This window comes from Flavobacterium piscis (genome assembly GCF_031457575.1).
In the GTDB taxonomy this organism is placed as follows: domain Bacteria; phylum Bacteroidota; class Bacteroidia; order Flavobacteriales; family Flavobacteriaceae; genus Flavobacterium; species Flavobacterium piscis_A.
This window is the reverse complement of record NZ_JAVDWQ010000011.1, coordinates 105,754-126,245: the sequence shown is the minus strand read 5'-3', so window position 1 is coordinate 126,245 and position 20,492 is coordinate 105,754. Positions and strand designations below refer to the sequence as shown.

Sequence of the window (20,492 nt, the reverse complement as noted above, 5' to 3'; positions counted from 1 at the left end):
ATTGCAAAAATAGACAATAATTCTTTATTTCAAGGCATTTAATCCTTTTGAATATGCTAAATGTTTCTAAAATTGAGGGATTTATTCTTTACACAAGAAATCAATATCTTCTAAAAGACGGTTCATTTCTTCTTTGTTCGTTCCGTCATAAAATCCACGAACACGTCGCTTCTGATCTACCAAAACAAAATTCTCGGTATGGACCATGTCGTATAGTTGATCAGGGCGGCCTAATTTTACAGCCAAATATGATTTTCGGGCTATTTTGTATATTTCTTTTTTATCGCCGGTAACTAAATTCCATTTACTATCAACAACACCTTGTTTTATGGCATACGTTTTTAAAACAGGAATACTGTCTATTTCAGGAAAAACAGTATGGGAAAGCAACATCACTTTTGGATTATTCAGAACAGCTTTTTGAACCCCGGCCAGATTGGTTGTCATTTTTGGACAGATAGATCCACAGGTAGTGAAGAAAAAGTCGGCTACATAAATTTTTCCTTCGTAATTTTTTTGGGTAATAGTATCGCCATTTTGGTTCACAAATGAAAAATCGGCAATCGTATGGTATTTGCTTTTATACTGAACCGTGCTGTCAACCAATTCCGGATTGACATCTGCCGGATTGTAAACCGGTAACGTTTTTTGAGGTTTTAAAGCGAAATAAAATGATGATATGGTGATAGCCGAAAACACAATTAAAACGATAAAAAACTTTCGGTATTTGTAAAGGAGCGATTTCATAAAAATAATTTGGATACAAAAATACGAAAAGGACTTTTTTAAACTTTAAATCATCATGTTTTTAACCAAATTATAGCAATTGCTTTTTCTTTTTTGGTTTTCGAATGGATTTATTAACCAGATACAAGCCAGTTAAGGTAATTATAACACCAATTGCAATAGCCTGTGTGAGGGTTTCTCCAAAGATGAAAAACCCCAGAATAATCGCTACAATTGGATTAATGTAAGCATAAATACTGGTGATTTCTTTTGGAAGATGCTGCAGCGAATAAATAAAGGCAACAAAAGTTAACAGTGAGCCAATAATTACCAGATACCAAATTGCCCACCATGATGACATGGGAATCTGGCTTAACGGAATATTGATCCCAGCGGATTCAGTAAGTCCTAAAAGAATAAAACTGGAAATAAGCATCTGTAATCCCAAACTAAAATAGGGATTGAAACTTGCTGCTTTTTTCTTGGTATGTAAAATTCCGAAAGCCCATGTAATAGTCGCAATAACAGATAAAATAATTCCAAACTGAAAATCGGGCCTTAAAAAATCGGCTAGATGATCAATAAAAATAACGCAAATTCCACAGAAACTGATTAAAAGGCCCAGAACGGCTAATTTTGCAACTCTTTCCCCTCGAAAAAAACAAATAATTACAATCCAAATCGGAAAAATGGCAGCAATGATAGCACCTAATCCACTGCTAATATATTTAACACCCCAGGTACTCAACCCATTACTTAAAGCGAAGTTTAAAATAGCCAGAACCAAAATTGTTCTCCATTGCTTGCCTTTTGGCCAGGGCTCCTTTTTCAGGATAAAATAACCAACATATATAATTCCGCCTATAAATTGCCTGATTGTTGCCAGTTGTAATGCAGGCATATGTTTTACACCTTCTTTTGATGCAATCCATGTTGTTCCCCAAAAAAAGCTCACGCAGCACAAGGCTAAAATTGGCAATCCGATGGCATCTATTTTTCCTGAAAAGGCATTTTGAATTTTTGCTTTCACGCTAGAATTAATTTTTGAACAAATATTCCAAAAAGAATTTGAATTCAGAAAGTAAAAACAAGCATATCTTTTGCTTTTTTTAAAGTTAAAATCAGCATCAGTTAATTTTATTCTAAAAATTTAACATAGCATTCAAGATAATAACAATATGTTTGTATATACTCTATAAACTTAAATAAAAATGAAAAAAGTGCTTACTAAACCTGCTTTTTATGCTATTTCTGCAATGCTTTCGTTTGCTGCAGTACAAGCTCAGACCATCGCCCAAAAAGAGCCCGGGATCAATCTTTCTTTTATGAAGAAAGAGATTAGTCCTAGAGAAGATTTTTTCCGTTATGTAAATGGAACATGGTTAGACAAAACCGAAATTCCGAGTGATCGAAATTCCTGGGGAAGTTTTAATGAATTACGTCAAAAAACGGATGAAAATTCACTTGCCATCTTAAAAGATGCTTCTAAAGACCCTATGTATAAATCAAATACAGACCAGGGTAAAGCAATTGCCTTATTCAATACTATTTTAGATACCGTTGGAAGAAATAAAAGGGGTATTGCGCCGCTTCAGCCTTACTTAAAAAAAATAGACGCTATTAAAAATGTTACGGATTTACAAAATTTCCTTATCGAAATGCAGCCTCAGGGAGGAATTGGTTTTTTTGGAGTGTTTATTGGAGCAGATGCTAAAAACAGTAATAAAAATGCTGTTAGCTTAAGTCCCGGAACTTTAGGATTGTCTGATAAGGATTATTATAACGCAGATGACAATGATTCTAAAGAAAAACGGGAAAAATATGAAATTCATGTTGCCAGAATGTTGCAATTTATTGGAGAATCTCCTGCTAAAGCCAAAGAGAGCGCTAAACAAATTGTAGCCCTGGAAATTGAAATGTCAGCTCCCAGACTGGATCGTGTTGAAAGAAGAGACCGCAGAAAACAATATAACCCAACTGCTGTTGCCGATTTAAAAAAGAGCACGCCTTCCATTCAATGGGATAAATACTTTGCCGGAATCGGAATGGCGAAACTAGACACTGTAAATGTTGCTCAGCCACGTTATATGGAAGCGCTTGAAAAAATTTTTACTGAAAAGAAAGTACAGGCATGGAAAGAGTACCTAAAATGGTCCGCATTAAATAAAGCAGCCTCAACATTAAGTACAGATATCGAAAATGCAAATTTTGATTTCTACGGAAAAACATTAACAGGCGCTTTAAAACAACGTCCGCGTGAAGAAGTAGCTTTACAGGTAATCAACGGAGCAACGGGAGAAGCTTTAGGAAAATTGTATGTAGAAAAGTTATTTCCTGCTGAAGCAAAAGAAAAGGCGAAAAACATGATTGCTAATGTAATGCTGGCTTATCAAAACAGAATCAATGCATTGCCTTGGATGTCGGCAGAAACAAAGACAAAAGCTATTGAGAAGTTAAATAAACTAACGGTTAAAATTGGATATCCAGATAAGTGGAAAGATTATTCGAAATTAGAGCTTAAGAATGTTTCTGAAGGCGGAACTTATTTTGATAATATGAAAAATATATCAAAATGGACTTACTCAGAAAATCTTGCAAAATTAGGCAAGCCGGTTGATAAAACAGAATGGGGAATGTCTCCGCAAACTGTAAATGCGTATTTCAATCCGTCGTTCAATGAGATCGTTTTCCCTGCAGCGATTTTACAGCCGCCTTTTTACAATTACCAGGCTGATGAAGCGGTGAATTATGGCGGTATCGGAGCTGTTATTGGCCATGAAATTTCACATGGTTTTGATGATTCTGGTGCGCGTTACAATGCCGATGGAAACCTTGTTGACTGGTGGACAGCAGATGATTTAAAACAATTTACTGCTCTTGGCGGTGATCTTGCAGCACAATACAGCGCATTAGAGCCATTACCGGGAATCCATGTTGACGGTAAATTTACTTTAGGGGAAAACATTGGCGATTTAGGCGGAATTAACGCTGCGTATGACGGTTTGCAATTGTATTTAAAATCTAATCCACATCCTGGTTTGATTGATGGATTTACACCAGAACAACGTTTCTTTATTTCATGGGCTACAGTCTGGAGAACTAAATCCAGAGATGAGGCTATAAAAAGTCAGGTAAAAACAGATCCGCATTCACCTGGAATGTACAGAGCGTATGTGCCAATTCAGAATGTAGATGCTTTTTACGATGCTTTCGGAATCAAAAAAGGTGATGCCATGTATGTTGAACCTGAAAAAAGGGTTAAAATCTGGTAAATTGATAAATACGATAAACGGCGCTAATTTAGCGCCGTTTTTTGTTTAAGTAATAGAGTTGAAAAATAAAGATTTTCTATTTCAAATGACTGTACATGTATGTTTCAATTGCTTTTAATTCTTCATCAGACATAGCCTGAGTTACGGGAAAATTTGTTTTCATAACGGCAAACTGACCCGGATCTACTATTGGTTCACCATTTCCCTTCAAAAAAGTAATCATATCTGCGTTTTTATCTTTGTAGATTTTAGCAATTTCCTGAATACTTGGGCCAATTACTTTTTGGTCTGGCTGATGGCAGGAGGTACAGTTTCCTCTGCCTTCGAATATTTCTTTCCCTAATGCTTCAGGAGTTTTGGCTTCTGTCACTTCTCCTTCCAAATAGGATTCTGTTTTTCCAAAAGGCTCCTGGCTTTCTTTTTTACAGGAAACAAATGCAAGTATGGCAAATGCAATTATTACTTTTTTCATTATTATTTATTTAAGATTATTGCCGCTTCTTTTGCAAAATAAGTAGAGATGATACTGGCACCCGCACGCTTAATGCAATAAAGTTGCTCTATCATGATTTTGTCATGATCCAGCCACCCTTTTTCTGCTGCGGCCTTTACCATGGCGTACTCACCAGATACCTGATAAACTGCAACAGGCACATGAACGGCATTTTTTACCTCGCGGACAATATCCAAATACGCCATTCCCGGTTTTACCATTACAATATCTGCACCCTCTTCAACATCTAATAATGCTTCCCGGATTCCTTCAATTCGGTTGGCATAATCCATTTGGTAGGTTTTTTTATCTTTCGGAATATTTTGAGAATCTACCGGAGCAGAATCCAATGCATCTCTGAAAGGCCCGTAAAATGCCGAAGCATATTTAGCACTGTAACTCATGATTCCGACATTATGATATCCGTTTTCTTCCAATGCTTTTCTGATAGACAAAACACGTCCGTCCATCATGTCGCTTGGTGCTACAAAATCAGCTCCTGCTTCGGCATGACTTAAACTCATACGTGTCAATGCATCAACAGTAGCATCGTTTATTAATTGACCATTTTCTATTATTCCATCATGACCATAAACAGAATATGGGTCTAAAGCCACATCCGGCATCACAATCATTTCCGGAACGGCATCTTTTATGGCACGAATGGTTTGTTGCATCAGCCCATCCTTGTTCCAGGCTTCAACACCTTTATTATCTTTAAGATTGTCGCTGACTTTTACATAAATATTCACCGCTTTGATTCCTAAATCCCAGGCTTCTTTTACTTCTTTTATTGTATTATCCAATGAATGGCGGTAAATTCCCGGCATAGACGGAATGGCGACTTTAACATCTTTTCCTTCGGCAACAAACATCGGAAGCATAAAATCATTCGGACTTAAAGTAGTTTCACGAACCAGAGATCGAATAGATTCATTGGTTCGTAAACGGCGGTTTCTTTGTAGTGGGAACATAGTTGTTTTTTATAAATTTTAAAAATAAATAGTTGCTGTAACGAGCTTTTATCCATTATTAAAATGAAATTAAAATAAGTGGCGCAAAGTTAAAGAAAAATCGACTAAATAAAGAGTTTTCAAGTGGTTAGAATTCGTTAATATTATCTAAATTCGTATCGTTTTTTTTTAACTTATATTAAGAATCTTCTTATGGAAGATTTTTTCAGAATTTAAATTTAAATTTGCATGATGAAGAAATTATTTGCCATATGCTGCTGTTTGCTTTTAACAGGTTGTTTTGAGATAACAGAAAGAATCAAACACCATGACGATCAGAGTGGTGAGTATACCCTGATGGTTGATTTTTCGAAATCCTGGCTTAAAACCAAATCCGCTATCTGGCTGGAAGAAGTTGATGGTGTGAAAATTCCAAACGAACAGGAAATTACCCGGAAACTGAACGATTTCAAAGCAAAAGTTTCTAAAATTGAAGGAATTTCAAATGTTTCGACAAAAACAGATTTTGACACATATATATTTATTATCAAGCTCGACTATAAAAATCTCAAAGCCCTGAACGAAGTCGTAAATACTTTAAACAAGCAAAAGAATCAGATACATTTTACTAGTGATTCAAAGAGTTTTGAAAGAATCGCTTCCTATCCAATACCTGAGGATTTGCTGAAAGATGATAAGAAAAAAGAAAATCTGGAAAAGGCCAATATAATAGCTATTTACACTTTTGATCGTGATATATTGGGTTCAGAGAATACGAATAGTAAAATATCAAAAAATAAAAAAACGGTTTTCCTTAAACAAAGTATGTATAGTGTGCTTAAAAAATCGTCACTTATGAATAATACGATACAATTGACCCCTTAATGATGTGGTTTTCCTATTTCAAAAATTATAAAACAAATATCCTTTATGAAACATTTCTTTACTTTTTTAATTCTGTTGACTTGCAGTTTGGCCTATACTCAGGCCCTTTCTAAAAAATATGATTATTTTGTTCAGTTTAACGGCAGCCAGCTTTCAAAAAAAATCAGTGTCGCTGATGTGTTAAATCATTCTGTTTTAAAAAAATACAAGAACGATAGTTTTGATATACAACAATTTGCGGATCTTTTTAAATTAGATCAGAAAATAACGGTTCACGGAAATTTTTCAGATAGTATTCCGTATTACCAGGTTACTATTCCAATAAAAAACAGGGATGAAATCAAAGCTTTTTTGCTTAAGATGAACGACAAGAAGGCTAAAAAAGAGCCAGCTACAAAAGCCATTGTTGAAGATTTTGGATTATTCTCAGTTTTTAATTCGGGTGATAAAAGAATGACAGTTGCATGGAATGACAGTCATTTGATAATTTTTGGACTTACAAAAAATTATGCTTATAACGATTATAAACCTTTTGTGGAAGAGGACACAATTGAAACGGGTAGTTATCCTGTAGAGATTATTGTAGACGGAAAGGTTGATGAAACAATTGACGAATCAGTTTTAGACACTCCATACACAGATAATTATTATGCTAACTATCAGGAAGAAAAAACAGCATTAGACAGTATCCAAAACATTCAGCAGAATGAACTTATCAAATTGCTTTTCGAAAATGGACTTACGGTTCCTTCTTCTGATAAGATAAATAATAATGCGGATATTTCATCATGGGTGAATTATGAATCGGTAATGTCAAATTTACATTCTTTATACAGCTACCCAATGGCAATGTTTGGTGGATATGATAAATTTTTGCCCATGCAGAAAGAGTTCGGGAATTTTATAAAAGGCATCAATGTTGATTTTTATTTTGAAAACAATAATGCACGTATTGAGGAAATCATAGAATATTCAGAACAGATTGCAGAAGTGGTGAATAAAATGACGAACAGAAAAATAAACAAGAATGTTTTTGATTATTTCCCGAAAGAAAAGCCATTGGCATATATGTCATATCATTTAAATACAAAAGCGACACTTGAAAATTTCCCGTCATTAACGGCCGATATTTTTCAAAATCCAAAACTTGTAAAAGAAGATATTGCAGTTTTTACAGATTTAATCTCGACAATTGTTGATGAAAAAGCGACAGCATCGCTTTTTGACGGAGATTTGAGCGCATTCCTGTACGATTTTAAAGAAATGGAGGTAATGACTAAATCGTACGATTATGATGAAAATTATGAAGAAATTATAACGGATAAAATGGTTAAGAAATCAATTCCGTTATTTTCATTGATTTTTACCTCTACGCATCCCACTTTTGCAGATAAATTAATCCAATTAGGCATTCGAAAAAAGGGGCTGGTTCAAAAAGACAATTATTACATTATTACCGGTACGAAAGAATATGGTGATGTATTTATCAAAAAAGATAAGGATGTTGTTATAGTATCTAATGCTCTTAACTATCTTAATCCAGAAAACGGAACATTTTCTAAAGAAGCAAAAAAGGATTTAAAGAAAAATTACATGTTTGGAAAATTGAACATTACTGAACTAGTAAATGCATTCCGTAAAACCGAAACGAAAACTTCTGACGTACAAAAATTAAATAGAGTTTCTGAACAGTTTTCTGACATAACAATGGAATCCCATAAAAAACTAATCAACAATAAATTGGTTTTTGCATTTAAATTAAACGCTATAAAATCAGACAAAAATATTATTTTACAAATTTTAGACTTAGCAGATGAATTAACAGCTAAATAGTTTTACTCTACCCAAAACAAATTTCCCCGAAAAGGCTTCTAAATTTTCGGGGATTTTTTTATGCAATTCTGCTGTTTACTTTGTCGTATTCTTTTGTCCTTCTGAATCAATCCCAATTTGAAAGTTATTGGAAGTATCGAGATAATAAATGCTCGTGGTCACTTTATCATCATAAGATTTAAAATAGGGATTTTGCAGCGAATCATTTTGGCAAAGCACCCAAAAACGCTTCTAAAATACGCTATATAAACCATTTTTAGATTCATTCACTTTCAAATATTAAAGCCATTCACGAGGATTTTCCAGTACTTGTATCAATTTTTCCTCTTCACTTCCCGCTGCTGCATGATGATCATACACCCATTGCACATGCGGTGGGAGGCTCATCAAAATACTCTCAATTCTTCCGTTGGTTTTTAAACCGAATAAAGTCCCTTTGTCATGAACCAAATTAAACTCAACATAACGGCCACGACGAATTTCCTGCCAGGTTCTGTTTTCAGAAGTAAAGTCCAGATTTTTTCTTCTTTCCACAATCGGAACATAAGCTTCCAGGAAACTATTTCCAACTTCACTAACAAAGTTAAACCAGTTTTCCATTGACATTGCTTCATTTGCTTTGCAATAATCAAAGAACAAACCGCCAATTCCACGGGCTTCATTTCTGTGTGCATTCCAAAAATACGAATCACATTGTTTTTTATATTTCGGATAAAACTCCGGATTGTGTTTGTCGCAAGCCATTTTACAGGTTTGATGAAAGTGTTTAGCATCTTCTTCAAACAAATAATAAGGCGTTAAATCCTGTCCGCCTCCAAACCATTGCTCAATTATTTTTGGAGAGCCTGTACTGAGCGAAGTCGAAGTGTCGTACATTTCAAAATAACGCCAGTTTGCATGAACCGTTGGTACCATTGGGTTTTTAGGATGTAAAACCAAACTTAGCCCGCAGGCAAAAAAATCAGCTTCGCCAACACCAAACATCTTTTGCATTGCTTCCGGTAATGTCCCGTGAACAGCTGAAATGTTGACACCGCCTTTCTCGAAAACATTCCCATTTTCGATTACACGTGTTCTTCCGCCACCGCCTTCCGGGCGTTTCCAAAGATCTTCACGGAATTTAGCCGTTCCGTCAACAGCTTCTAATCCGGCGCAGATTTGGTCTTGTAGTTGTTGTATGTAGGCGTAAAATTTATCTTTCATGATTGTATTCTGATTTAAGTAATCCAAAATAAACGACATCTTCTAATGTTCCGTCTGCACTTTTGAACTCCTCCCTTAATATTCCTTCTTGTTTAAAACGATGTTTCAGGGCAATTTGCTGGCTTGCTTTGTTGATTTTTGAAGTGCAGATAAAAACCTTATTCATTTTTAAGGTATTGAAACATAAGTCTAAAGTTTCAGAAACTACTTTTGAAGTAATTCCTTTTCCCTGATAATCTTCATCAATAAAATAACCTAATTCACATTTTGCTTTTTGATTATCGATGCTTTTTATACATAAATAGCCAATTAATGCATTGGTTTTTATATCGCGAGGATAAAAAAAGTATCCTTCTTTATGATTTTCCTTATCCTGGTTAAAAGCAATAAAGTTTTTTGTTTTTTCTAAGTCTAAACAATGAGATAGTGTAACTGGAAAAGTTTTTTCAATGTGTTTTTTATTCTTTTCAATGAGATTATAAAACTCCTCAGGAAGAATGTTGTTTATTGTTTCTGTTTTCCAATCGGTAAAACTCATCTTTATTTGTTTTTTGCCGAAGCAATTTTAGCATTTATTCCAAAGGAAAACACCTTGCTTTCCTGCTGGATGTATTGGTAAATGGCAAGTGCTTTTCCTAAAAAGTCAAATTGCTTTTCTTGGGATAAACCAGCCAGAATATCTGCAAATTGTTCTTGCTGATTCCAGTCTAAATGGCATCGCTGTAATAGAATAATTAACTCTTCTTCCGGGATTTCAATTGTTCTTTGTAAACTTAATCCAAAACTTTTTAGTTGTTCGTCTATAAGGCTGGTGTCTTCCGCATTCCAAAATTTTGGCACAAAAATTAGTGCATGCAAAGTTCTTAGAGTATTTTCTATTCTAATCGCTTCGTTGTCTCTTAGGCCTTTGTTGAGCATTTTTTGTTTGTAATGGAATAATTTTTATTCGAAATATACACGATTATCGACCGTTGCTTGATTATAAAAGAAAATCGCTAAAACAATTACAGTTGGAAGCCAGGCTAATCCAATGAGTTTAAAATATAGCGACTGCTTTTTAATTTTATTATAGTCGATATGAGCTAAAACATAAAAAGTATATAGTAGAGGTAAACCAATTGAACCAATGAAATAAACCCCGATTTCAAACATTATCTTTTCGCCTGATAGATGATAATTACCAAAAGTAAAAGCATTAATTACGTTATACCACCAAATTGTAAAAATCAACAATACCAGGATATTAAATCCAATGAAATTAATACTTACTTCTTCAATTTCAGAACTAACATTCTTTTGATTCATACCCATCAAATAGGTTTAGTTTTTTTAGTCGCAGTTTTCAGTTTTATAGTGAGACTGAAGACTGCGACTGAATACTATATGTTATTATTGCCCGTATTCCTTAACAGCGTCAATAAACGCTTTCGCATGATCTACAGGGATATTTGGTAAAATTCCGTGACCTAAATTTACGATATACTTGTCTTTTCCGAATTCGTCGATCATTTCGTGAACCATTTTTTTGATGGTTGGAATTGGAGATAATAATCTTGATGGATCAAAGTTTCCTTGTAAAGTAATGTTCCCACCAGACAAATAACGAGCATTTCTGGCCGAACATGTCCAGTCTACACCTAAAGCCGAAGCTTTGCTTTTACCCATTTCGCCAAGAGCAAACCAACATCCTTTTCCGAAAACAATAACCGGAGTAACCTCAGCTAAAGCATCAATAATTTGGTTGATGTATTTCCATGAAAATTCCTGATAATCAACCGGAGAAAGCATTCCACCCCAGGAATCAAAAATCTGAACGGCGTCAACCCCCGATTTTACTTTTTCTTTTAAATATAAAATAGTAGTATCGGTGATTTTTTGCAATAAGGTATGCGCTGCAACCGGGTTTGAAAAACAAAATCCCTTTGCAGTATCAAAACTTTTTGAACCTTTTCCTTCAACAGCATAACAGAAAATGGTCCAGGGCGAACCAGCAAAACCAATTAAGGGCACTTCGTCGTTCAGCATTTCTTTAGTCAATTTGATGGCGTCAAAAACGTAACCTAAAGTTTCATTTACATCCGGAACAAAAACCTGGTTAACCTGTTCCATTGTGCGAATTGGATCCGGAATAATTGGTCCCAAATTGTCTTTCAATTCCACATGAATTCCCATTGCACGAGGAACAACCAAAATGTCTGAGAATAAAATGGCAGCATCCGGAGCAATTCTGCGAATAGGCTGAACGGTGATTTCAGCAGCTAATTCAGGAGTTTCACATCTTGTGAAAAAATCATATTTATCACGTAAAGCTCTGAATTCAGGCAAATATCTTCCGGCTTGACGCATCATCCAGACTGGTGGACGTTGAACAGTTTCTCCTTTTAGTGCTTTTAAAAATAGGTCGTTTTTTAACATTTTTTTATTGCTTTAGGCTTTAAGCTTTAGGCTTTAAGCGGTGTTTGTCTATATTTCTTGCTTATAGCCTAAGGCTTAAAGCTTATTGCTGTATTCAGTGATTACATCCTCAATTACATCTTCAACTGTTGGCTGATCTGCAATGATGATGTTTTTTGTGATTTTATGTAAAGCTTCGGCGGTAGTTTCCCCAATGCAAAAGCAGGTTTCCTTCTTAATTGTGTTCTCTTTTAAATAACTTTCAACGCCGGACGGACTGAAAAATAAGAGGGCATCGGCAGTTGTTTTTATTTTCTGAGGAGTTAATGATGTGTCATAAACCTGAATTTCATTGAATTTTACACTGGCTTCTTTCAATGCTTTAGGCAATGTTTCTCTTCTTAAGTTTCCGCTAAAAAAAGTAAAACTTTCATTGCGGTAAATTAAAGTGATGATTTCGGCTAAATCTGCAGCATAACCTGTGTAAGCGACAACGTTGAATCCCTTTTCAGATAATAGGATTTTTGTTTTTAAACCCACACAAAAAACATTTTTGCTTTTTAATTCTTCCGACTTTGGATTTGATAAAACGCTGAGAACGGCATTCTGACTCGTAAAAATCAAATTTTCGTTGAGGTCTTTTATTTCGAAAGGTTTATTTTGGGTTTGAATGAAATCAGATTCGATTACATCAATATTTGCCTTCTGCAATTCTTGTTTCTGAATGTTTGAAAGCGTTTTTGTGGATACTATTTGAATTGATTTACTCATTATTTTTTCAAACTTTCTTTAATAGATTTCATCAATTCGGCTCCACCATTGTTTAAAATTTCCTGGGCAGAGAAGAAACCTAACTTTTTCCATTCTCCAATTTCCACAGTTTTGTCTATTTCGAGTTTTTGTTTTCCGTCAACAGAAAGTAAAATGCCTTGAAAATGCAAAGTGTCCTCTTCTTCATTATACTTTACCAAAGCACCAATTGGTGCCGTACAGCCACCCTCAAGAGTTCTTAAAAACTGGCGTTCGATATACGTACAAATTTCAGTTTCAATATGGTTTAATTGCGAAAGGGCGTCCAAAGTATAATTGTCATTTTCCATCGCCACAACAAGCATTGCCCCTTGTGCCGGCGCAGGAATCATCCAGTCTAAATTGATGAAATTTTCCGGTTTTAAGTTAATGCGCTCTAAACCTGCAGCGGCAAAAACAGCTCCATCCCAATTATTATCCTGTAGTTTTTGCATACGTGTATTTACGTTTCCACGTAAATCAACCACGTTATGATTTGGGTATTTATTGAGCCACATTGCCTGACGACGTAAACTTCCGGTTGCAATTGTACTTGGTTGATTGTCAAAATCAGGATTTTCTTTATGGACTAATATATCCAAAACATTTGCTCTTTCTAAAACTGCTGCCTGAACAATCCCTTTTGGTAAAGCCGTTGGAACATCTTTCATCGAATGAACCGCAATATCAATGTCACCATTAATCATGGCAATGTCTAAGGTTTTGGTGAAGATTCCCGTAATTCCGAGTTCATAAAGAGGTTTGTCGAGAATAATATCACCTGTAGATTTTACGGCAACAATCTCGGTTTTATACCCTAAATCGTTTAGTTTTTTTTCGACAGTATGTGCCTGCCAAAGTGCCAATTCGCTATCGCGGGTACCTATTCTGATTTTTTTTTCTGCCATTTTTTTTAATTTCACCAGATAAGTCATTTAAGGAAATTTAAGCAGTTTGAGTTTAAAAACAGTTATTAAATGAACTTAAATGACTTATATGGTTTAAAATTTTATGTTTTTAAGATGCTTTTATTTTGAAGACTTTCTCAATCCATTCGATACTTTCATCGACCATGGTATCATCGTCTTTTAAGTGATTGGCAAAATGAGTAGTGATTTTTTGAATGATTCTGTTGCTGATGATTTCAGCCTGTTCTTCATTAAAACCAGTAATTTTTTTGCTTTGAAAATTTAATTCTGATTTTTTAATCGCATTCAGTTTATCTTTTAAAGCATTAATAGTTGGCGCAAACTTTCGGCCTTTCATCCAAACTACAAATTCTTCTTTGATTTCTTCGATAATAGCTTCAGCCGCCGGAATGTGCAACTTTCTGTTTTCTAATGTTTCATCTGTCAATTGCGACAAATAATCCATGTGAATCAAAGTCACGCCTTCTAATTCCTCAACATTTTCATTCACGTTTTTCGGAATCGATAAATCTAAAATTAAAAGAGGCTTTTTAAGATTTAAAATTGCTTTATCAACCGTTGGGTTTTGAGCGCCTGTTGCTACAACCACAACATCAGCTTTTTGAAGTTCCAAATGCAGCTCCGAATAATCTTTAACAATCAAATTTAGCTTTCCGGCTAATTTCTCGGCCTTGTCTTTAGTTCGGTTGATTAAAGTAATATGCTCATTTTTAGTATGTTTTACAAGATTTTCGCAAGTGTTTCTTCCTATTTTTCCTGTTCCGAAAAGCAAAATGTTTTTATTACTGATATCTTCTACATTTTTAAGAATGTATTGTACGGATGCAAAAGAAACCGAAGTAGCTCCTGAACTGATTTCGGTATCTGTTTTGATTTTTTTGCTGGCCTGAATCACGGCATTCACCAGTCTCTCTAGAAAAGTATTGGCTAAACCCATTGATTTTGAATGGGCAAAACTCGTTTTGATTTGAGAAATTATCTCAAAATCACCTAAGATCTGACTGTCTAAACCAGTTCCTACGCGAAACATATGATTAATAGCTTCTTGATTTTTATAAACGAACCCCACTTTTTGAAAAGAGTCAACAGATCCGTTGCTGTTATCGCAAATAAGTTTGATTAATTGAAAAGGGTGTTCAGCAAAACCGTAAATCTCGGTCCTGTTGCAGGTAGAAGTTACTATTAAACTTTCTATTCCTTCTTCTTTAGCCTGTTCCAGCAAACGCGTTTTCGCAACTGCATCCAGACTAAATTTACCTCTTACCTCAGCATCCGCTTTTTTATAACTCAGACCAACTGAGTAAAAATAGAGATGTTTCGGTATGTTATTGTTTTCCATAAGGCACTTTAATAAAAGTGCAACAAAATTATCATTATAGAGTTTATAAAAGTAACGCTCAAAGTACTTTTTGTATCGCTATGTGTTTTTTTGTTTCTAATCGTCTGTTTTTATGCAAAAAGCATTATTTTTGTAGCAAAATCAAGTTGTTTGAAATGATTTGTTTAGAGTGATTCTAAATAGCATTCCTGATAATCTATGATTTTCGTTTTAAAAAAATATCGCTATGGGTTCTCAGGAAATTATAAAAATTGAAGACGACTTTACGCTGATTCGTTTTCAAAACGACAGTTCAGAACCGTTTTCTGCACAACGTGAAATAGGTAGTGGCTTGATACAGTTTCACTTTGGAATAAAAGGCAATGCTAAATTTTTATTCAATCAGGGTAATTATGCTTTAGAGTTGAAGGAAGAAAAATCGTTGCTTTTATATAATCCGCAAAAAGAGTTACCACTGAATTTAGAACTCGCCCCAAATTCCTGGGTCATCTCTGTTATTGTATCGATTAAAAAATTTCACGCGTTGTTTTCTGCCGAAGCCGATTATATTACTTTTCTAAGTCCTGATAATAAGGACAAAAAATATTATAACGAAGGAAATATCAGTCCGTCGATGGCAATTGTGTTGAGTCAGTTGTTTCATTACAGCCTTCATCCATCAATAAAAAACCTGTATTATAAAGGAAAAGGATACGAATTACTGAGTTTGTACTTTAACAGAACCGAAGACCCTAATGCAGAACAATGTCCGTTTTTGATTGATGAAGACAACGTTCTAAAAATCAGAAAGGCCAAAGAAATCATCATTGCAAATATGGCTGAACCTCCAGGATTGCAGGAGTTAGCAGACGAAATTGGTTTGACTTTGAAAAAGTTAAAAATGGGTTTCAAACAAATTTACGGTGATACGGTTTATGGTTTTCTGTTTGATTATAAAATGGATTTCGCCAGAAAGCTATTGGACAGTGGATCGTATAACGTAAACGAAGTAGGGTTGAAAATAGGCTACAGCACCGGAAGTCACTTTATAGCGGCGTTTAAAAAGAAATTTGCCACAACTCCTAAAAAGTATTTGATGTCGATTAATACGAATGTTTAAGTTTTTACTACGAAGTAGCGACAATTAAAAATCTGCAAGATCTGCGTGCAACTTTTAAATTATATATCAGAATCAATTTTATATATTCTACAATAAATAAAGAATAACATTTATCATATTTCCAGAAAGTAGAGTATTCTACTTTTGACGAAAATTTAAACAACAAAAAGCTTAAAGCCTAAAGCTTAAAGCCTAAAGCAAAAAATCATAATGAAAGGCGTATTATTAGTAAATCTGGGATCACCCGAAAGTCCAACACCAAAAGATGTAAAACCATATTTAGACGAATTTTTAATGGATAAATACGTAATCGACGTTCCGTATTTATTGAGGGCATTATTGGTTCGTGGTATTATTTTACGAAAAAGACCAGAAGAATCTGCGCACGCTTATGCGAAAATTTGGTGGGAAGAAGGTTCTCCATTAGTTGTTTTGTCTGAAAGAATGCAGAAAAAAGTACAGCCTTTAGTAAGTGTTCCGGTTGTATTAGCAATGCGCTACGGAAGCATGACAATTGAAAAAGGACTTCAGGAATTGCACGATAAAGGAGTGACTGAAGTATTACTTTTTCCACTATATCCACAATATGCCATGGCCTCTACTTTGACTATCTTAGTAAAAGCAGAAGAAATCCGTAAAAAGAAATTCCCAAATATGACCTTTACCGATGTTCCGGCATTTTACAACAAACCGGATTACATCAAAAATCTGGCAGATTCAATTCAGAAACATTTAACGGGATTTGAATACGATCATTTGTTGTTTTCATATCATGGAATTCCGGAGCGTCATATCCGCAAAACTGATATAACCAAATCGCATTGTAAAATTGATGGTTCCTGTTGCAGCACACCGTCTCCGACACATGATTTCTGTTACCGTCATCAATGTTACGAAACTACAAGACAAGTCGTAAAATTATTAGGACTTCCTGAAGATAAATACAGTCTGACTTTCCAATCCCGTTTGGCAGGTGACAAATGGCTGGAACCTTACACCGATGTTGAAATTGATAAAATGCCGGGAAAAGGAATCAGGAATTTAGCAGTAGTAACACCCGCTTTTGTGTCTGATTGTTTAGAAACTCTCGAAGAAATCGCCATGCGTGCCAAAGAAGATTTTGAGAAAAATGGAGGAGAGAATTTCTTAGCAATTCCGTGTTTGAACGATGATGATGAGTGGTGCAGGACGGTTGGAAATTGGATTAATGATTGGGCAAAATAGTGAAGAAAGAGGATTCTAAATAATAAGCACAAATTAACACAAAATTCAAATTTAAAGATTCATCTAAAATTTGCGGAAATTTGTGTAATTCGTGGTAAAAACTAAACCACTCCTATGAACATAAAGTCCATAGATTTGGTTGGCAGACAGAAATGCTACAAGGTTATAACACTATTTATTAGACACAAATTAGCACAAATTAATTCGAGTAATTTGTGGTTAATATTTTTTAGAAGCTAAAGCAAAATTCAAAGGACATAGTGTTAAACTATAGCTGAGACCAATAAAAGAGAAACAATTTTTATAAAAATGGACACAAGCTGTGACCAAAAAAACAGAGATGATAAATAATGGAATATTATAATTACCTAAAATCGCTGCATCTTATCTTTGTAATCACTTGGTTCGCAGGTTTGTTTTACATTGTGCGTTTATTTGTCTATCAAATTGAAGCCAATGACAAACCATCTCCGGAAAAGGAAATCCTGCAGGAGCAATTCAAAATAATGAGCTACCGTTTATGGTATATTATTACATGGCCATCAGCAATTTTGGCCAGTATTTTTGCTTTTTGGATGCTGTTTTTTACCGATTTAGGAAATGCATGGCTTAAAATGCCATGGATGCACGTAAAATTGTGTTTTGTGTTTTTATTATATTTATATCATTTAAGATGTCATCAAATTTTCAGGCAACTGCAAAACGATGAGGTAAAATATTCCAGCAATTATATGCGTTTATGGAATGAAGGAGCCACCATTATACTTTTTGCTATAGTCTTTTTGGTGGTTTTAAAAAGTGCCGTTAACTGGATTTTCGGTGTAATCGGAATTATTTTATTTTCAGTTTTGATTATGCTGGGATTCCGATTTTATAAGAGAATTCGAGAGAAGAAATAGAATTCAGTCACAGTTTTCAGTCACAGTTTCCGCTCTGACACTGAAAACTGTGACTGCGACTGAAAACTAAAATTATGCTAAACTTCAAAATGTCAATGCTTTCACTCCGTATCAGGATTTTCCTGTCGATGATTGTATTGATTGTTGTGGCATCTTTTTTATTAGCTTCTATTTCTATTATTCAGTTTAAAAACGAAGCCAAAGAATATCATCAGGAACGTCTGGAACGAAAAGAAAATGCTGTAAAAGAACATATCAACTATGTTCTGGCAACGACTACTTATCCTTTAAAAACGGCTAATTTGGATTTGATTTTTAAAGATAAAATCCACGAATTAGCCCAAATTCACAAAATAGAAATTAATATTTTCAGCCTTAACGGAAAATTGTTAAAATCATCCAAAGAATCTTTTGCTGTTGATAAAGTTGCTCCGCCGATTCCCGAATATATTCTGAAATTAGTGCGTTCTTCTATCGAAAAACGTTTTGTAGACATTAAAACTATCGATGGTGTAAAAAACAGATCCTCATATAGTTTAATTAAAGACGAAAAATTTAAACCATTGGGCATATTAAACCTTCCCTATCTGGAAGACGATGGTTATTATGATAATGAGCTTAATACTTTTTTAATTCGACTGAGCCAGGTATATTCTTTTATGCTGATTGTGGCTTTTGCACTAGCCTATTTCCTTTCGACTTACATTACAAAATCATTAAAAACAATTTCGGATAAACTGGAAGAAACCAATTTAGATCAGAAAAACGAGAAAATTGTATTAGAAGCGAACAGTAAAGAAGTCAACTTCCTGATAAAAGCGTATAACGGAATGGTAGACAAACTCGAAAGCAGTGCTATAAAATTAGCCCAAAGCGAACGTGAAGAAGCGTGGCGGGAAATGGCAAAACAAGTAGCACACGAGATAAAAAATCCGCTTACGCCGATGAGATTGACCGTTCAGAGTTTCCAGCGAAAATTTAATCCTAATGATCCTGATGTGAAGCAGAAAATGAATGATTACTCGGAAACATTAATTCAGCAGATTGATACGATGACAGCAGTGGCTTCGGCATTTTCTAATTTTGCTTCGATGCCGGCTCAACAAAATGAAACCTTAAATGTTGTTGAGGTTGTGGAGTTGGCTTTGGATATTTTTAATGAAGATTATATTGTTTTTGAAAGTCAGGAAAAGGAAATCATCTCAAAAATGGACCGTACCCAACTAATCCGTGTTATTACCAATCTGGTTAAAAATGCAACACAGGCGATTCCGGAAAGCCAGTTTCACAAATCAATTTTAGTGACTGTAAAACGCATCAATAATCATGTCGAAATTGATGTAAAAGACAACGGAATTGGAATCCAGAAGCAAGACAGCGGACGTGTTTTTGAGCCAAAATTTACCACTAAAACCAGCGGAATGGGATTGGGGCTCGGAATTATAAAAAACATCATCGAAAATTACAAAGGAACAATTACCTTTGATTCAACTTACGGAAAAGGAACTACATTCAGGGTTTCCCTACCTATCACCAACTCTTAAAATAAGCGTTATGAACTACAAAAATCTTTTAATTTCTATTGAAGAAAAAATGGCAACAGTAACCATTAATCGACCTGCGAAATTAAACGCTTTAAACAAAGCAACAATCAGCGATTTGAGTAAAGCAATCAAATTACTAGGCAAAAATGATGATGTTCGCGTTATTATTTTAACAGGAAGTGGCGAAAAAGCTTTTGTGGCCGGAGCCGATATTTCAGAATTTGCCAATTATACCATTGTTGAAGGTGCCCAATTGGCAGCCGAAGGCCAGGAATCGTTATTTGATTTTATTGAAAATTTAAAGAAACCAGTCATAGCAGCTATTAATGGTTTTGCATTAGGCGGCGGATTAGAATTAGCAATGGCGTGTCATTTTAGAATTGCTTCGGATAATGCCAAAATGGGATTGCCGGAAGTAAGCTTAGGATTGATTCCTGGGTATGGAGGAACACAGCGCTTACCACAATTAGTGGGTAAAGGCCGGGCCATGGAAATGATCATGACCGCCGGGATGATTTCTGCGGAGGAGGCCAAACAATATGGTTTAGTTAATTATGTAGTTCCTCAGGCGGAACTTTTATCATTTACGAATGGAATTGCTCATAAAATCATAAAAAATGCTCCGTTTGCGATCAATAAAGCGATCAAAGCTGTCAATGCAAACTATAAAGATGGAAAAGATGGTTTTGAAACCGAAATAAAATCTTTCGGAAAATGCTTCGGAACTCAGGATTTTAAAGAAGGTACAACTGCATTCTTAGAGAAAAGAAAAGCTGAATTTACAGGAAAATAAGTTATTCCACAAAGTGACAACAAGATTTCACGGAGATTCACAAAGAAAGATTTTTACAGCTTTGTGTAACTTTGCGAAATCTTTGTGCAACTTTGCGGTAAAATCATTCAACATAAT

At 34.8% G+C, this 20,492-nt stretch carries 20 protein-coding genes; 8 read left to right on the top strand and 12 right to left on the bottom strand.

The annotated features are described in order from the left end of the window. Positions 1–81 precede the first annotated feature (81 nt). Together J2W48_RS15925 and J2W48_RS15920 are read right to left on the bottom strand one after the other, a co-directional pair. Entirely contained in the window at positions 82–747 is a 666-nt protein-coding gene (locus J2W48_RS15925) for an SCO family protein (RefSeq protein ID WP_310282634.1), read from the bottom strand. Between the two features lie 70 nt (positions 748–817). Beyond that, positions 818–1,756, bottom strand: a complete 939-nt coding sequence (locus tag J2W48_RS15920) for a DMT family transporter (protein ID WP_310282633.1) — start codon at positions 1,754–1,756, stop codon at positions 818–820. 181 nt (positions 1,757–1,937) lie between these two features. Here J2W48_RS15920 and J2W48_RS15915 point away from each other — a divergent pair, with 181 nt between their 5' ends. Further along, complete coding sequence (locus tag J2W48_RS15915; protein WP_310282632.1) at positions 1,938–3,998, top strand: M13 family metallopeptidase; 2,061 nt, start codon at positions 1,938–1,940, stop codon at positions 3,996–3,998. A gap of 76 nt (positions 3,999–4,074) precedes the next feature. On the opposite strand, the gene J2W48_RS15910 is transcribed toward J2W48_RS15915, so the two are convergent. Together J2W48_RS15910 and hemB are read right to left on the bottom strand one after the other, a co-directional pair. Then, on the bottom strand, positions 4,075–4,470 hold the full coding sequence (locus tag J2W48_RS15910) for a c-type cytochrome (protein WP_310282631.1): 396 nt from the start codon (positions 4,468–4,470) through the stop codon (positions 4,075–4,077). Between the two features lie 2 nt (positions 4,471–4,472). Then, a complete protein-coding gene (gene hemB / locus J2W48_RS15905; RefSeq protein WP_310282630.1) occupies positions 4,473–5,465 on the bottom strand; it encodes a porphobilinogen synthase in 993 nt (330 codons plus the stop codon). A gap of 228 nt (positions 5,466–5,693) precedes the next feature. Here hemB and J2W48_RS15900 point away from each other — a divergent pair, with 228 nt between their 5' ends. Both J2W48_RS15900 and J2W48_RS15895 read left to right on the top strand, forming a co-directional pair. Then, positions 5,694–6,329, top strand: coding sequence for a hypothetical protein (locus J2W48_RS15900; RefSeq protein WP_310282629.1), 636 nt, complete (start codon positions 5,694–5,696; stop codon positions 6,327–6,329). 45 nt (positions 6,330–6,374) lie between these two features. After that, entirely contained in the window at positions 6,375–8,162 is a 1,788-nt protein-coding gene (locus tag J2W48_RS15895; protein ID WP_310282628.1) for a hypothetical protein, read from the top strand. Positions 8,163–8,441: 279 nt separating this feature from the next. Here J2W48_RS15895 and hemF read toward each other — a convergent pair whose 3' ends face one another. From hemF to hemA, 8 genes are all read right to left on the bottom strand, one after another. After that, positions 8,442–9,365 (bottom strand): oxygen-dependent coproporphyrinogen oxidase, encoded by a 924-nt coding sequence (gene hemF, locus J2W48_RS15890; RefSeq protein ID WP_310282627.1) that lies wholly within the window; start codon positions 9,363–9,365, stop codon positions 8,442–8,444. After that, positions 9,355–9,903, bottom strand: coding sequence for a GNAT family N-acetyltransferase (locus J2W48_RS15885; protein ID WP_310282626.1), 549 nt, complete (start codon positions 9,901–9,903; stop codon positions 9,355–9,357). The genes hemF and J2W48_RS15885 overlap by 11 nt, the downstream gene beginning before the upstream one ends. Positions 9,904–9,905: 2 nt before the next feature. Further along, positions 9,906–10,283, bottom strand: coding sequence for a hypothetical protein (locus J2W48_RS15880; RefSeq protein ID WP_310282625.1), 378 nt, complete (start codon positions 10,281–10,283; stop codon positions 9,906–9,908). A 24-nt stretch (positions 10,284–10,307) separates the two neighbouring features. Continuing rightward, on the bottom strand, positions 10,308–10,670 hold the full coding sequence (locus tag J2W48_RS15875; protein ID WP_310282624.1) for a hypothetical protein: 363 nt from the start codon (positions 10,668–10,670) through the stop codon (positions 10,308–10,310). Between the two features lie 84 nt (positions 10,671–10,754). Continuing rightward, complete coding sequence (hemE, locus tag J2W48_RS15870) at positions 10,755–11,780, bottom strand: uroporphyrinogen decarboxylase (protein WP_310282623.1); 1,026 nt, start codon at positions 11,778–11,780, stop codon at positions 10,755–10,757. Between the two features lie 75 nt (positions 11,781–11,855). Further along, the gene (locus J2W48_RS15865) at positions 11,856–12,530 is read right to left on the bottom strand and encodes a uroporphyrinogen-III synthase (protein ID WP_310282622.1); all 675 of its coding nucleotides are present in this window, start codon (positions 12,528–12,530) and stop codon (positions 11,856–11,858) included. Then, complete coding sequence (gene hemC, locus J2W48_RS15860) at positions 12,530–13,456, bottom strand: hydroxymethylbilane synthase (RefSeq protein ID WP_310282621.1); 927 nt, start codon at positions 13,454–13,456, stop codon at positions 12,530–12,532. Before hemC ends, J2W48_RS15865 begins: the two co-directional genes overlap by 1 nt. Before the next feature lie 109 nt (positions 13,457–13,565). Next, positions 13,566–14,816 (bottom strand): glutamyl-tRNA reductase, encoded by a 1,251-nt coding sequence (gene hemA / locus J2W48_RS15855; RefSeq protein ID WP_310282620.1) that lies wholly within the window; start codon positions 14,814–14,816, stop codon positions 13,566–13,568. A 226-nt stretch (positions 14,817–15,042) separates the two neighbouring features. On the opposite strand from hemA, the gene J2W48_RS15850 reads away from it, so the two are divergent. From J2W48_RS15850 to J2W48_RS15830, 5 genes are all read left to right on the top strand, one after another. Next, the gene (locus J2W48_RS15850) at positions 15,043–15,915 is read left to right on the top strand and encodes a helix-turn-helix domain-containing protein (protein ID WP_310282619.1); all 873 of its coding nucleotides are present in this window, start codon (positions 15,043–15,045) and stop codon (positions 15,913–15,915) included. Positions 15,916–16,125: 210 nt separating this feature from the next. Then, the gene (gene hemH, locus J2W48_RS15845) at positions 16,126–17,139 is read left to right on the top strand and encodes a ferrochelatase (RefSeq protein ID WP_310282618.1); all 1,014 of its coding nucleotides are present in this window, start codon (positions 16,126–16,128) and stop codon (positions 17,137–17,139) included. A gap of 350 nt (positions 17,140–17,489) precedes the next feature. Then, positions 17,490–18,038 (top strand): CopD family protein, encoded by a 549-nt coding sequence (locus J2W48_RS15840; protein WP_310282617.1) that lies wholly within the window; start codon positions 17,490–17,492, stop codon positions 18,036–18,038. 128 nt (positions 18,039–18,166) lie between these two features. Beyond that, positions 18,167–19,582, top strand: coding sequence for an ATP-binding protein (locus tag J2W48_RS15835; protein ID WP_310282675.1), 1,416 nt, complete (start codon positions 18,167–18,169; stop codon positions 19,580–19,582). A 10-nt stretch (positions 19,583–19,592) separates the two neighbouring features. Next, positions 19,593–20,375: an enoyl-CoA hydratase/isomerase family protein gene (locus J2W48_RS15830; RefSeq protein ID WP_310282616.1), complete on the top strand. Its 783-nt coding sequence runs from the start codon at positions 19,593–19,595 to the stop codon at positions 20,373–20,375. The last annotated feature ends 117 nt before the right edge of the window (positions 20,376–20,492 follow it).

Excerpts from the sequence above, each read along its gene's own strand:
- hemF (WP_310282627.1), bottom strand. The coding sequence starts at position 9,365 with ATGAAAGATAAATTTTACGCCTACATACAACAACTACAAGACCAAATC.
- hemB (WP_310282630.1), bottom strand. The coding sequence starts at position 5,465 with ATGTTCCCACTACAAAGAAACCGCCGTTTACGAACCAATGAATCTATT.
- hemA (WP_310282620.1), bottom strand. The coding sequence starts at position 14,816 with ATGGAAAACAATAACATACCGAAACATCTCTATTTTTACTCAGTTGGT.
- J2W48_RS15915 (WP_310282632.1), top strand. The coding sequence starts at position 1,938 with ATGAAAAAAGTGCTTACTAAACCTGCTTTTTATGCTATTTCTGCAATG.
- hemC (WP_310282621.1), bottom strand. The coding sequence starts at position 13,456 with ATGGCAGAAAAAAAAATCAGAATAGGTACCCGCGATAGCGAATTGGCA.
- J2W48_RS15875 (WP_310282624.1), bottom strand. The coding sequence starts at position 10,670 with ATGAATCAAAAGAATGTTAGTTCTGAAATTGAAGAAGTAAGTATTAAT.
- J2W48_RS15835 (WP_310282675.1), top strand. The coding sequence starts at position 18,167 with ATGATTGTATTGATTGTTGTGGCATCTTTTTTATTAGCTTCTATTTCT.
- J2W48_RS15925 (WP_310282634.1), bottom strand. The coding sequence starts at position 747 with ATGAAATCGCTCCTTTACAAATACCGAAAGTTTTTTATCGTTTTAATT.
- hemE (WP_310282623.1), bottom strand. The coding sequence starts at position 11,780 with ATGTTAAAAAACGACCTATTTTTAAAAGCACTAAAAGGAGAAACTGTT.
- J2W48_RS15895 (WP_310282628.1), top strand. The coding sequence starts at position 6,375 with ATGAAACATTTCTTTACTTTTTTAATTCTGTTGACTTGCAGTTTGGCC.
- J2W48_RS15900 (WP_310282629.1), top strand. The coding sequence starts at position 5,694 with ATGATGAAGAAATTATTTGCCATATGCTGCTGTTTGCTTTTAACAGGT.
- J2W48_RS15885 (WP_310282626.1), bottom strand. The coding sequence starts at position 9,903 with ATGAGTTTTACCGATTGGAAAACAGAAACAATAAACAACATTCTTCCT.
- hemH (WP_310282618.1), top strand. The coding sequence starts at position 16,126 with ATGAAAGGCGTATTATTAGTAAATCTGGGATCACCCGAAAGTCCAACA.
- J2W48_RS15850 (WP_310282619.1), top strand. The coding sequence starts at position 15,043 with ATGGGTTCTCAGGAAATTATAAAAATTGAAGACGACTTTACGCTGATT.
- J2W48_RS15880 (WP_310282625.1), bottom strand. The coding sequence starts at position 10,283 with ATGCTCAACAAAGGCCTAAGAGACAACGAAGCGATTAGAATAGAAAAT.
- J2W48_RS15865 (WP_310282622.1), bottom strand. The coding sequence starts at position 12,530 with ATGAGTAAATCAATTCAAATAGTATCCACAAAAACGCTTTCAAACATT.
- J2W48_RS15910 (WP_310282631.1), bottom strand. The coding sequence starts at position 4,470 with ATGAAAAAAGTAATAATTGCATTTGCCATACTTGCATTTGTTTCCTGT.
- J2W48_RS15830 (WP_310282616.1), top strand. The coding sequence starts at position 19,593 with ATGAACTACAAAAATCTTTTAATTTCTATTGAAGAAAAAATGGCAACA.
- J2W48_RS15840 (WP_310282617.1), top strand. The coding sequence starts at position 17,490 with ATGGAATATTATAATTACCTAAAATCGCTGCATCTTATCTTTGTAATC.